The organism is Paludisphaera rhizosphaerae, from assembly GCF_011065895.1.
In the GTDB taxonomy this organism is placed as follows: domain Bacteria; phylum Planctomycetota; class Planctomycetia; order Isosphaerales; family Isosphaeraceae; genus Paludisphaera; species Paludisphaera rhizosphaerae.
Genome location: NZ_JAALCR010000010.1, coordinates 39345 through 52137, shown reverse-complemented (window position 1 = coordinate 52137; position 12793 = coordinate 39345). Strand labels below are relative to the sequence as shown.

Genomic DNA, 12793 nt, shown 5'->3' with positions numbered 1-12793 from the left:
CCCCCCTTCTTCTCGGGCTCGATCGCGGCCAGAGGCGCGAACCAGGCGACGGCCCAGACGAGGATCGCCGTGAACAGGCCCATCGCCAGGCTGTGCGGCAGCGAGCCTCGCAGCACCTTCCCCTCATGGCCCGTCTCGCCAGTCGCCGCGGCGGCCACGACGATCGACGCGGCGGCGATCATCTTCCCCATCGCCCCGCCCGCGGTGTTCGCCGCCCCCATCAGAATCGGCGAGATCCCCAGGTGCGTGGCCGTGATCTTCTGGAGGTTGCCGAACAGGACGTTGCTCGACGTGATCGACCCCGTCAGCGCCGTCCCCAGCCAACCCAGCCAGGTGCCGAACGCTGGGTAAAGCGCCGTGCCCGTCCGGGTGAACGCCAGGCCGAGCACGGCGTCCATCCCCGAATATCGGGTCACGTATCCCAGGGCCAGCATGCAGAGGATCGCCGCCGCCGGTTTCGCCATCCGCTTCACGGTCCCGGCGAAAACACGCCCCTGCTCGACCGGCCCCACGCCGGCCAGCAAGCCGCCGAGGATCGCCGACAGCAGCACCGCCGTCCCGACCGTCGACAGCAGCGGCACTTCGGCCACCGCCTTCTCCAGGTCGGTCGGAGTCGGCGTCTCGTGCCCCGTCACCGCCGCCCCGCGCGCGACCTTCAAATGCAGGGGCGCGACCTCGAACTTGAACGTACCCAGCGTCTCCAGCCGAGGCTTCACCGCCGGCGCGACCCAGATCATGACGATCGCCGTCAAGACCGCGAACGGCAGCCACGCTCGGACGATCTCGCGGGCGGAATACGTCTCCGAAACGGCGGCGTCGGCGGCGTCCTCCCCGTCGAATCGCCAGTGATTCGCGGGCTTCCAGAGCCGAAGGGCCACGGCGCCCGCCGCCAGGCTGGCGATCGCCGCGGCGATCGAAACCAACTCCACGTTGACGAAGCGCGCCCAGAAGAACTGCACCGCCGCATACGTGCCGCCGACCGTCAACAAGGTCGGCCAGACCCCGAGCGCTCCGCGAGGCCCGGCGACGATCGCCGCCAGCCAGAACGGGATCGTCAAAGCGGCGGGGACCAGGATCGCGGCCGTTGTGACGTTGAGCGCTTGCACGTCCATCCCTGAGATCGCCCCCAGGGTCACCAGAGGAATGCCGACGCTCCCCCAGCACACACAGACCGTGTCGGCGACCAGACCAAGAATCGCCGCCTGAAGCGGGTGGAACCCCAGGCCGACCAGGAACGCGGAGCAGATCGCCACCGGCGCGCCGAACCCGGCGCAGCCCTCCAGGAACCCGCCGAATGAGAAGGCCACCAGCACCGCCTGCACCCGGCGATCGGGCGAGAGCCGGGCGATCGACGCCTTCATCACCTCGAACCGACCGGTCTTGACCGCGATGTCGTAAAGGAACATCGCCGCGACGATGAGGTAGACGACCCGGATCAGGGCGAAGACCACCCCCATCCCGGCCGCCGAGAGCGCCATGTGCCAGGGCATCCCGAACCGCATGGTCGCCGTCAACATGGCCGCCGCCAGCGCCGCCGCCGCGGCCTTCCACGCCGCGATCCGGTTCGAGAGCAACAGCCCCATCAGCGTCAAAATCGGCAAGGCCGCGAAAAACGTCGAGGCCGGCCACCAGCCGACGGGGTCGTAATTCTGGGTCCACATCGGCTTTAGAACCCTCGTGTTGAATGGAAGTGGCCCCCACGATAAACGAGCCGCCCCCACGTCGATAGAGGCCCGCCGGATCGAACCTCCCCCTGCCGCGACGCCTCACCCGTCCCCGAACCGGCGATTGGCTCCGATTGGCTTTGCTCGCCAGTCCGTCGCCCGCCCAGTCGACAATGCAACCCATTCGCCACATGAAACTTGCGTCGCAAAAATGCTCACTCGAATTGGCTTTGATCGTCCATTTTCCTCACACTCGCGACCGTCCCTCCGCTCCTCGGACGAGAGATCGCGTTCAACGCGTGAAGTCGATCCCTCGAATTGACCATGGCTCCAGATCGCCATTTCTGTTCGCGAAATCCGGACGCAGCGTGGAAACTCGTCCGCTCAGCGTTCCGGAGAAGGAGTACGCACTCCAAAAACATGACGAGGCGACGACCATACGGTTCCATCCGAGGTGAGACGGCCACTATATTCTGACTGGCGGACGCGGAGCGACGTCGCCCGCAACCAAACCTCTCCAGGATCGACATCCATGAATCGGCTTCCCAGGAGCCCTCGCCGTTCCCGACCGGGATTGGAGGCGCTCGAAGCGCGGCTGGTTCTCACGGGCGACCCCGCTCTGTTCGCCGCGCTCAAGAACGCCGGCTTCCACTGGGTCGACTACGCGCCCTCGTACGACAGCCTCACCGATCCCTACAACGCCAACCCCAGCGACGCCAAGATCACCGCCGACCTCACGTCGTTGTTCCAGCAAGGCTTTCGGGGGCTGGTGACCTACACGCTCCAGGGGACGTATGCGAACATCCCCCGGATCGCCAAGTCGGTCGGCTTTCAGTACGTCCTCGCGGGGGTCTACAACGTCACCGACCAGGCGGAGATCGCCGCGGCCTCATCGCCGGGCGTCTTGCCGTACGCGGACGGTTTCGTCGTCGGCAACGAGGGGATCCAGGACGGTCGATACACCTACGACCAGTTGAGCGCGGCCGTCGCCCAGGTCCAGCAGGCGACCCACAAGCCGACGACGACCTCGGAGCCCGGCGGCCAGTATTACACGGGCTCGACCTACAGCACGCAGCTTCTCGGCCTGGGCGATTGGCTCTTCCCGAACACCGACTACTTCATCTGGGGAGGCCAGCCGACCACGCCCCAGACGATGTGGAACAACGTCTCGTACTTCTACCAGTTCGCGATCGGGGCCAATAAAACGAGTGGGCCCGTGGTCGCGAAGGAGGCGTTCTACCCTTCGGACGGCGGGCCGCTGGCCTCGCAACAGAACCAGTACGACTGGTACAAGATCGCCTACGACGCCGCGCAGGCCGGCCAGTTCGCCTTCGTCTGGGGGGAAGCCTTCGACCAACCCTGGAAGACCACGCCCAACGCCTATGAGCCCCACATGGGCCTGAACGGGCTGAACAACGCCAACGGCTCGGCCAACCCCAAGCAGGTCCTCAGCCTTTTGGGCGTCCATTCGTCGATCCGGTTCGCGAGGCCCACCGCCGCCGTCGCCGAAGGCCGCTCGATTGCGATCACGCTGATCCGAACCGACGGCCGAGCCTCCGCCGCGAGCGTCCAGGTCGTCGTCGGAGCGGCCGGCACGGCGACGGCCGACGACTACCTGCCCCTTCCCAACAACGGCCTGGTGACGTTCGCCGCCGGCGCCTCGCGGACGACGATCCGCCTGACCGCCGTCGCCGACCACGTCTTCGACCCCGGCGAGACGGTCGTCCTCCAACTCCAGAGCCCGACCCACACGACGCTCGACGCCGCGATGCAGACCACCGTCCGAATCCGCAACATCCGGCCGCGACCGGCCAGGGTCTGGGCGGCGCATCGGCTTCGGTGAGCTTCGATCGCCCAAGTTTCATCGTGTCAAGTTCTCAGGCTTCTCGAAACGTCGTACTCTGTCAAACGTATTGATACGCCCTCAGCTTCCGCAGGAGCGCTTTCAACCCTCGAAAGCGACTTCAAGGAGCCGTCGACGACGTCCCTTCTCCTTCTTGCGGCGCTCTGACGAGCCGACGGCCCAACGACGGGCCTTCTCCATCGGAGATTGACGACATGACCCGCCCCACGCTCGCCGACCGTCCGTCTCGACTCCTCCTTCGATCGCTCTTCACGAGCGACGGTCGGAAGAATCGCTGCCGCGAGAAGCGGTTCAAGGCCGAGGTCGGGAGGCTGGAAGAACGGTCGATGATGTCGGCCGATCCGCTCGAGATGCCGCTGGCGCCCGAGGGCTCGCCGGGCCGCTACAACACCGTCGCCAGCCTGAGCGACGTGCTGTTCACCGGCAACGACCTCGTCGGGAACGTGCCGATCAAGAAGATCACGCTCTACAACAACACCAAGGAGACGATTTACCCGTTCCTCTACGACCCCAACACGGGCAAATCCAAGGGCGCCGGCTATTACGACCCGTTCGACGCCAACAACGAGGAGTATCGCGGCTACATCGGGTACAAGGTGGGCGACAAATTCTACCTGGGCCTTGAGCCCGACCACTCGATCACCATCGACGTGCCGCTGGTCTTCTGGGATTCCGGCCGCGCGGCCATCGCCACGGACCCGACCGACTTCCTGCCCAGCGACCCGAACACCAGCAAGAGCAGCCCGATCACCAATCCGTTCTTCTTCTTCTACAAGAACCTGAAAGGCGGCGACACCGCGCGCTACGTCGTCGACGCGGCCGACAGCAGCGGCGGCGACGGGATCGTGATGTATTACCACGCCCAGGACAAGGACGCGCCGGTGAATCCCGGCGCCGACGCCCCCGAACAGCTCCTGGAATTCACGATCCGCGACAAGGAGTTCATGCAGAAGATCAACGACCTCGTCAACCCGATCGACCCCAAGCAGATCACCACCCTGATCAACTACGACGTCTCCTACGTCGACCACCTGCTGCTGCCGATCGCCATGGAGGCCACCGACGTCCCCGTCCCGAACACCAACGTCAAGCGCGACTACGGCTGGATCGGAGCCAAGCAGTCCTACCTGGGAGTGGGGAGCCTGCAGACGGCGATCCGGGCTTTCACCAGCGACACGCCGGCCAACGGTCTGGGGAGCTACTTCCGGACCAAGGGGAAGAACCTCGGCTGGCCGACGTTCTTCAACCCCAACTACAGCGCAGCCAACGAGAAGGTCGGCCTGCGGATCCCCGGCGGAGCGAACATCCTCTTCGCCAGTCCGCTGGCCAATATTCGATCGTCGTACAGCCGGCCCTTCGGCCCGAACAACCACTGGATGCTCTCCAGCGGCGGCGACGGCCCCATCCAGTACGCCCTTTCGGGGAGGTACAAGGCCCCGAACCGCGCGGTGATCACGGAAGTCCCGGGTGTCGACAAGATCCTCCGAGCGCTCGACAAGGACATGATCGTCACGGGCGACGGCGGGAAAGTGCTGGGGAGAGTCGACAGGGTCGTCCCGGCCACCAACACGGTGTTCCTGGACGAAAACGACAAGGCCCCCGACGACTCGCTTCAGACCTTCACCTTCCTGAATCCCGCGAGCGATCCTTACGCCGCCAAGCTGACGAACCTCTGGTACTCGTGGGCGGCCTACTATCAGGACCAGTTCAAGGGATTCACCTCCAAGACGTACACCGCCAACATCTCGTCCGACACCGACAACGGCGGCAAGGACTACCGGATCCTGACCTTCGACCAGAACCGCGACGAGCTGGCGATCGGCATGCAGGTGACCGGCGGCGGGATCACCGGCCTGACGACGATCATCGCCATCAAGACCGACACCAACGGTCTGCAGCACGTCTACCTCAGCGCCCCGGTGCCGGGCGTGACCGCCCCCACCCAGGCGTCGTTGACCTTCTCGGCCCCCCAGCCGATCGCCTTCGCCGGCGAGACGACGCGGATCTACTTCAAGTTCCCCGACGCCAAGGAGAAATTCGCCCAGGCCTTCGCTGCGACCGTCTACGAGGTGCTCAGCGTCTTCAGCACGACCCCGAAGCGGATCGCCGCGCTGCCGAACTCCATGGAGATCGTCGGCAACTCGATCGGCGGCAACGTCGGCTTCCTGCCGACCGCCGAACCGATCGACTACGTGAACATCTCAGCCGACGTCCGCGACCTCGTCAAATCGGCCCTCCGAGGCGTCCCCGACTTCACCGACGCCGCCAAGTATCCGGAGTCGATGTGGTACCCGGCCCCAAGCAAACCAGAAGGGAACCAGACCTACAACGTCTTCAACCTCGACCCGTACGTCTGGTTCATCCATCGCAAGCTGGGGCTGTCCGGTTACGGCTTCTCGTTCGACGACGATACGGCCGACGTCGGGGCGAACGGCACAAGCACCCTCTCGATCGCCGTCGGCGGCCTGGGCGGCCTGAAGAACACGTCCGAATGGGGCCCCAGCACTCAGTGGGGCGCCGTGACCAGCAAGGCCACGCTCTCACCGGGGACCGGAAAATGGGCAGGCAAGACGATCCTCACCGTCGCCGATCCGATCGTCTACAACCAGGTGCGCGCCGACGACCCCGCGAATTCCGTCACGGGCGCCTACGTCTCCAGCCCTGACTTCAAGGTGAAGGATCTGAGGATCACGGACTACGCACTCATCGACCAGCACCAGTTCGTCCTCAGCACGAAGGTGGACTTCACCGGCGAGACCACGGTCACCTTCACGTCCAAACCGACGAGTTCAGCGGCCCGCGCCGCCTGGACGCCCCGAATGCGGATAAGCTGACGGCCCGCGAATCCATGGATCGCATGAAGCCTTCTTCAGTCGACCCTTGAGCCGGGAACCGTCCCGCCCGATAATGGCCCAGCATCCATGCGTTTCCTGCCTGCGCCGGAGGCCCTTCCTCCGGCGCGGCCGGAAGGCGTAGAGGCTCTGGGCCGACTCTCGGGCGAGCGACGCCACACCCATCAACATCCGTCGTCCGCTCTGACCCTCGAAGGGGAGAAGCGAATCGTGGTCGACAAGAAGCTGGCGTCGCGGCTTTTCGGCAAAGTCGGCGGTGAGCGGCGGCGGCCTCGCCGGGGAGTCCCGCTCAGACCTCAGCCTCTTCCTCTGGAAGAGCGCATGCTGCTGGCCCGATCCGGCTCGGTTCCGCTGGCCGGCCTGGCGATCCCGATCCCCAGCTCCAACAAGCAGGTGGAGTTGTCGAAGATCTTCTGGAACGGCGAGCCCCAGCCGCTGGCCCCCAAGGGAGGTCTTTCGAACATCCCCTCGCCGGCGGCCTCGGGCGCGGCCAAGACCATCACGATCACGAACTCCAGCAGCAGCACGATCTACCCGTTCCTCCGGGGCCAGAACAACGGGACCGACCCCCACTCGAATAACCAGTATTACGACCCCCAGGACATCCACGGCCACGAGTTCCGCGAGTACATCGGCTACAGCCTCCCCAGCGGCAAGACCTTCTTCGGGCTCCCGAGCGGGGCTTCGATCACGATCCAGGTGCCGCTGGCCCTCTGGGACGGCGACAACCTGTTCATCGCCACCGACGGCAAGGACCTGACGTCCAGCAACATCTTCGGCTACGACTCGACCGCTTGGGTCACGATCGCCGGAGCCGGGCAGCAGGTCAGCGGCACCACCTGGGTTCAGACCAGCACCGGATACTCGGGCGGTCGGACGCCTCTGGTCATGTTCTACTACTCGAACAACTCGCCCCTGACCTTGCCCAACGACGCCCCGGCGCAGCTCACGGAGATCACGTTCCGAGACCAGTACCTGACCCACTTCATCACGGACGTGAACCAGACCTTCCCGCTCATCAACTACGACGTCTCCTACGTGAACAACATGGTGGCCCCCGTCTCGATGGAGGCCAGCGACGTCCCGATCACCTACCAGACGAACCCGCTCCCCGATCCACCCACCTACTACGGCTTCCAGGACTACGGCTGGCTGGCGACCAATCGCAACACGGCGACGTTCGAAGGAGCGATGGCCGCCTTCATCAACAACACGGGAGCGGCGAGCGTCGGCCAGTATTTCAACGGCAAGGGATGGCCGCAGTATTACAACCCCACCGCCGGCGACCTCAACATCCCGTCCGGCGCCAACGTCTTCGCCAACAGCCCGCTGAACCCCGGCCTCACCTACAACATCCACCTCTCGTCATACGACTCGAACCGCTGGCTGCTGACCAGCAACGGCGACGCCCCGATCACAGCGGGCGGCGGCGGATACGGGCAGCAAGGGTACGTCCACAGCGACTCGACCAAGCGCATCTATCTCAACAACCCGACGGCCCAGTTCGTCTCCGACCTTCAGGCGATGCTGAAGGCCGGGGCCGTGAACATCACCCTCCCCGGTTCGAGCGACGTCCTCGCGACGGTCTCCAAGTTCGTGGCCAACCCGCCGGGAGGCGGTCAGCCTTACGTCGACGTGAGCACGACCCTCGCCCCCAACACCCCGTACGGCGCCATCTACGCCTTCTCGCGACCGGTGTCGGATTACGCCGTCACCGCCATCACGAACCTCTGGTATTCCTGGGCCCAGTACTACGTCCAGCAGAGCGCGAACTTCGTCGACGAGCCGATCTCGGCCACCCTCTCCTACACGGGCAAGAATGCGACGAACGTCATCACGCTGGCCTCCACGCCCACGCAGCAACTCCTTCCCGGCATGCAGGTCTCCGCCCCGGGTCTCCCCGCGGGGACGACGATCGTGAAGGTCGACGGCGACAAGATCCACCTCAGCCAGATACCCGCCGACGGGACGGCGACGAACCAGATCTACACGTTCAGCAAGCCGACCCCCATCAAGTACGACCCCGTGTACACGACCCCGTACACGCTGTCGTTCGACGCCGACCACGCCCCCGGGGCCAAGCTTTTCGCGGCGTCCGTCTATGAGGCGATGTCCGCCGAGGCCGGCGTCGACCCGCTCCCGTTCTCCTATCTCCCGTACTCGATGAACCTGGTATCCCAGGTCATCCAGTTCTACGCGAAGCTCCCCGGCTATGGGCGGACCAACGGCCCGGCCCTCGTCGCCGACGTCCGCGACGTCGTGAAATCCGTCCTTCGCGGGGTCTACGACTACAACGCGGTCCCCGATCAATCGAAGTGGTATCCCAACCCGGGCACGGTCCCGACCGGGTTGACCAGCGGCCAGAACTTCAACGTCTTCAACCTGGATCCCTACGTCTGGTTCGTCCACGACGTCCAGGGGATGTCGGCCTACGGGTTCTCCGTCGACGACGACGTCTCCAACCCCACGGCGACCGGCCCGCTCCTGGCCGCGGACGGCTCCGCCAACCACTACCCGAACAACCTCCAGATCGACTTCGGCGGCACGCAAGGTCTCGGGAACCCGAACCAGTGGTACCCGACCGTGCCCTGGGGCGCCCTTCAGGCCTGGGCGACCATCGGCACCGTGCCGGACATCCCGAACAACCCCAACTCCGGCAAGCCGATGATCACGATCGTGGGCCGGAACTCCATCAACCAGAACGACGCGCTCACGATCTACAACCAGATCAACAACCCCGGCACCGGCCAGGTCGGGGCGACGATCACGGCGAGCCCCGGCTACTTCAAACCGGGCACGACGCTCATCTTCAAGGGACCGGTCTCGGGGACCATCCCTCAGATCGTCCTCAGCCAGACGGCGAACCGGACGACCAGCAGGCCGATCCCGGTCACCATCACCGGCGAGTTGTACTCCACCATCGCCGTGTCGACGCGCGGGCGGCTCCGGCCGATCCGACCCACCCGCCCCAGCCCAACCCCTCGCCATGCCGCGCCGAGGCTGCACCTCGCGGCGCTTCGTCGCAACCACATCTGACCGGCCGTCGTCAGAAGTCCAGCTTCATCCGCAGGCCGAAGACCACGGCCTCGTCCACCGGGGCGAGGCCGGGTCGGATGAACTGGAGGTCGGGCGTGAGGTGACAGCCAGGGCGGATCCGCATGTTGTAGAACAACTCGACGCCGTTCTCGTTGCGGGCCCCAGGCCATTGATCCTTGGCGTATGAGCTGAGCCCCAGACCGTACCAGCCGACGCCCAATAAGTCGCCGTCACGGCCCGGGATCGGGCTATTGCCGCAGAGCGCGGCGCTCGCGAATCCCCGGACCGGGTTCGGGTTGCCGTCGCCCAGCCCCAACTGGACGTACAAGCCCAGGCCGCGGTCGGGGTCGTCGGGATCGGCGATCAGCCGCTGCTCGAAGTTCCAGAGGACCGTCCACGTCCCCGCCTTCTTCGGCGAGGGCGTGAGCGTGTACGGGAGCGTAATGAACGACGCCGGCGCCAGGTCGGTGAACGACCCCGTCCCGAAGAGCCCGGCGAAGACGTGCTTGCCGGGCAGGCCGAAGAGTTCGATCTTCTGCTTCGCCTCCGCGTACATGAAGACGCCGTTGCGACCCAGGTTCTCGAAACCGCTGGTGGTCGGCGCGTTGTGGGAATCGAGGACCAGAAACGCCAGGTCCGTCCCGTCGATCGGGGTGGAGTACCCCCCCGCGCCGAGCGTCGAGTACGGATAGCGGTCGAGCGCCATGTTGAAGTTGAACGCCCCGTTCCAGAACCGCGAGGTCAGGGGGTACTTCAGGAACTTCTCGCGATCGCCGTTGAGCGCGTTCAGCTTCCCGAAGAAGATCCCCGACCGCTCGGTGATCGCCTGGGTGAACTTCAACCCGGTGATGGCCGTGATCTGAGCGTCGGGGACGGGGAAGAACATCGCCAGGTTCGTCGGCGAATACACCCCGGCGAAGCCGTCGATCGACTGCCCCAGCCTCGACTCGGCGAACAGGTCGAACGTCCCGCCTTCCCACAGGCCCGCCTTGCCGCTGTCGACATGGGCGAGCATGTCGAACTTGCCTCCCCAGCGGAACGCCTGCTCGAGCCCTCCCGAGGCCACCCCCTGCTCGAACTGCGTGAACGACGTGAAGAACGAAAGGCCGCGGTCCTCCCATGTGGGCCGGGCCCCGAAGAAGTCCCCGAGCAAGAACCGCTCCGTCGACGGGCCCTGTGGGTACGGATCCACGGCCGGCGCGGGGGTGGCTGGCGCTTTGGGCGTCTCCTGGTCTCGATCATACGTCGAAACCGCGCGAGCCGGCGTGGAAGGCTGATAGGCGCTCCCCTCGGGGAGATCCTGCCCGGCAGCCTGGGGGATCCCACCCACTCCGACGATGAGCCAGGCCGTCAGGATCCCGGCGCGAATCGCGGGGCGACCCATCTCGACCTCCAGAGTTGAGTCCGACCGCCGCATCGTCACGACGTAAGGGAGAATCGTGGACGAACACGTCGTCGCCTCCCCTGATTTCGGCCGCGGCCCCCGGCGGCCTTGAAAACATCATGACGCTCAAGGAAGTCGACCGCCGGACCAGGCTTCGCCCTCAAGCGAGGGAGAGAGCGCCTTGGGACCCATCACCCGGTGGAACGCTCCAAGGGGAATTCACCCACCCATCAGATGGGCGATCGGCGATCTTGCCGCCGGCCCGCATGTAAACCAAAATCACCCCAATGCGATCATCGTAGTATTATTTTCGCATATGCTGCTCGTCGAATCCGTCAACCCAAGAACTCTGAACTTTTTGATTGACATTTTTATTCTTCTCTGTCAACCTATGACACTGCCGCACAAGATCGCCGAGACCCAAAACTGAACCCTGCAGCACGGACGCCGGTTTTGTTTCGGCCTCCCCAACTCTCGACGATCTTTTCAGATCGATTTGTCGCAACACCACTTACGACGATCGTTCAGCGTGAATGATTGACTCCGTCACGTCCCTCGTGGAGAGAGGCGACCAAGCAATGGTGAAAACCGTCCGCTTTCGTTCCCTGTTCGTTCTCACCGCCCTTGTTCTTGGGGGGGCAGCGCCAGCCAGGGCTGCGTTCATCTCAGGCTCTTTGGGTCTCGCCGACTTCGAAACCAAGATCAACACAAACGCCCTGGCCACCGCGACCACCTTCACCCTCGGCGGTTTGCTCACCAACGGCAACACCACCGGGGACTTCGCACCCGTGCCGACGCAAACCTCGTTCGGGAGCGGTTCTTTCACTCTGAGTGGAACGCCCGCCCTGGTGATCGGCGGAGGCAACATCGGCGTCTTCACGGAGACGCTCGCGCCGATCTTAACGTCGACCTCGATCGTGAACGGGGTGGTGACGGGGGTGACGTACTTCATCACCGGAACCTTCACGCCCGGTTCCCTGGTCGGAGGCGGTGCGGTTCAGCCGGCCTCGCTGACGGTCTCGTTCACGCAGACCGGCGGTCCCGGAAATTCGATCTCGGCCTCGGCAACCCTGAATGTCAACGGCGGCAACAGGGACCTGGTCCCTGAGCCTGGCTCCCTGGTGATGCTCGGGGTGGGGCTGGCCGGCCTCGCGGGGGCCTCGGCCCATCGGCGAGGCCGCGGCAGGACGACGCCCCTCGCGTGATCGAGTCCGGGGGTCGCCCCTGAATCGCCGCCGCCGAGCCGGTCTTCCAACGCCGGCTCGGCCGCCTGCGTGCTCCTGAACGGTCGGTCAGTCAGTCGGCCGCGGCCAGGAGCTTATAGACCTCGCGACGAGCGTTGACGAGGATCTCGCGAATCTGGGCATGCTGCTCCGACGGCGTGACGCTGGCGGCCTGACGGACCGCCTGGGCGAGTTGCATGAACGCCCCACGAAGGTCTTCGGCCTCGGGACGCTCGGGCTCGGCTGCGGGAGCCTTCTTCTCCTGAAGCAAGGCGCGGCCGGCGTCCGTGATCGTGTAAACGCGCTTGCCGTCGACCGTCTCCGAAGTTGCGAAGCCGCCTTCCTCCAGGAGCTGGAGCGTCGGGTAAACCGAGCCGGGGCTCGGGCGATAACGGCCGCCGCTCTTGGCCTCCATCGCCGCGATCACGTCATAGCCGTGCCTCGGGCCGTCGGCCAGCACCTCAAGAATGAAGAACTTGACGTCCCCCCGGCGCGCCCGCGGGCCCTCTCCGAATCCCCAGCCCGGTCCCCGGCCGAAGCCGCCGTGCTCATGTCCGTGGCGATGCCGTCCGTGTCCGTGCCCGTGTCCGTGTCCGTGTCGATGCCGTCCGCACATTGATTCTTAACCCTGTGGTTTCTCGTGGTCCGCACGACCGGCCGACCCACTCGGGTACGTCTCGCCGTGCCATCGTTATAGTATCGCGATATATCGTTTCTTCAAGAGGCGAAAGTGGTGGGCGAGATCGCCGCGGGACGCGGGAGGGTGGGGG

General features: G+C 65.4%; 6 protein-coding genes and 1 pseudogene. 4 read left to right on the top strand and 3 right to left on the bottom strand.

From position 1 onward, the window contains the following. Positions 1-56: 56 nt before the first annotated feature. A pseudogene (locus G5C50_RS14540) lies at positions 57-1661 on the bottom strand (L-lactate permease); the annotation flags it as partial. A gap of 535 nt (positions 1662-2196) precedes the next feature. On the opposite strand from G5C50_RS14540, the gene G5C50_RS14535 reads away from it, so the two are divergent. From G5C50_RS14535 to G5C50_RS14525, 3 genes are all read left to right on the top strand, one after another. Beyond that, positions 2197-3507 (top strand): Calx-beta domain-containing protein, encoded by a 1311-nt coding sequence (locus tag G5C50_RS14535; protein ID WP_165070585.1) that lies wholly within the window; start codon positions 2197-2199, stop codon positions 3505-3507. Between the two features lie 215 nt (positions 3508-3722). Then, positions 3723-6362: a hypothetical protein gene (locus G5C50_RS14530; RefSeq protein ID WP_165070584.1), complete on the top strand. Its 2640-nt coding sequence runs from the start codon at positions 3723-3725 to the stop codon at positions 6360-6362. Between the two features lie 87 nt (positions 6363-6449). Beyond that, positions 6450-9416, top strand: a complete 2967-nt coding sequence (locus G5C50_RS14525; protein ID WP_165070582.1) for a hypothetical protein — start codon at positions 6450-6452, stop codon at positions 9414-9416. A 10-nt stretch (positions 9417-9426) separates the two neighbouring features. On the opposite strand, the gene G5C50_RS14520 is transcribed toward G5C50_RS14525, so the two are convergent. Next, complete coding sequence (locus G5C50_RS14520) at positions 9427-10800, bottom strand: carbohydrate porin (protein WP_165070581.1); 1374 nt, start codon at positions 10798-10800, stop codon at positions 9427-9429. Between the two features lie 578 nt (positions 10801-11378). Here G5C50_RS14520 and G5C50_RS14510 point away from each other — a divergent pair. Next, positions 11379-12005, top strand: a complete 627-nt coding sequence (locus tag G5C50_RS14510) for a PEP-CTERM sorting domain-containing protein (protein ID WP_165070578.1) — start codon at positions 11379-11381, stop codon at positions 12003-12005. Positions 12006-12096: 91 nt separating this feature from the next. On the opposite strand, the gene G5C50_RS14505 is transcribed toward G5C50_RS14510, so the two are convergent. Next, the gene (locus G5C50_RS14505) at positions 12097-12639 is read right to left on the bottom strand and encodes a PadR family transcriptional regulator (RefSeq protein WP_165070577.1); all 543 of its coding nucleotides are present in this window, start codon (positions 12637-12639) and stop codon (positions 12097-12099) included. Positions 12640-12793 lie beyond the last annotated feature (154 nt).

Coding starts and splice junctions, on each gene's coding strand:
- G5C50_RS14535 (WP_165070585.1), top strand. CDS start 2,197: ATGAATCGGCTTCCCAGGAGCCCTCGCCGTTCCCGACCGGGATTGGAG.
- G5C50_RS14530 (WP_165070584.1), top strand. CDS start 3,723: ATGACCCGCCCCACGCTCGCCGACCGTCCGTCTCGACTCCTCCTTCGA.
- G5C50_RS14525 (WP_165070582.1), top strand. CDS start 6,450: ATGCGTTTCCTGCCTGCGCCGGAGGCCCTTCCTCCGGCGCGGCCGGAA.
- G5C50_RS14520 (WP_165070581.1), bottom strand. CDS start 10,800: ATGGGTCGCCCCGCGATTCGCGCCGGGATCCTGACGGCCTGGCTCATC.
- G5C50_RS14510 (WP_165070578.1), top strand. CDS start 11,379: ATGGTGAAAACCGTCCGCTTTCGTTCCCTGTTCGTTCTCACCGCCCTT.
- G5C50_RS14505 (WP_165070577.1), bottom strand. CDS start 12,639: ATGTGCGGACGGCATCGACACGGACACGGACACGGGCACGGACACGGA.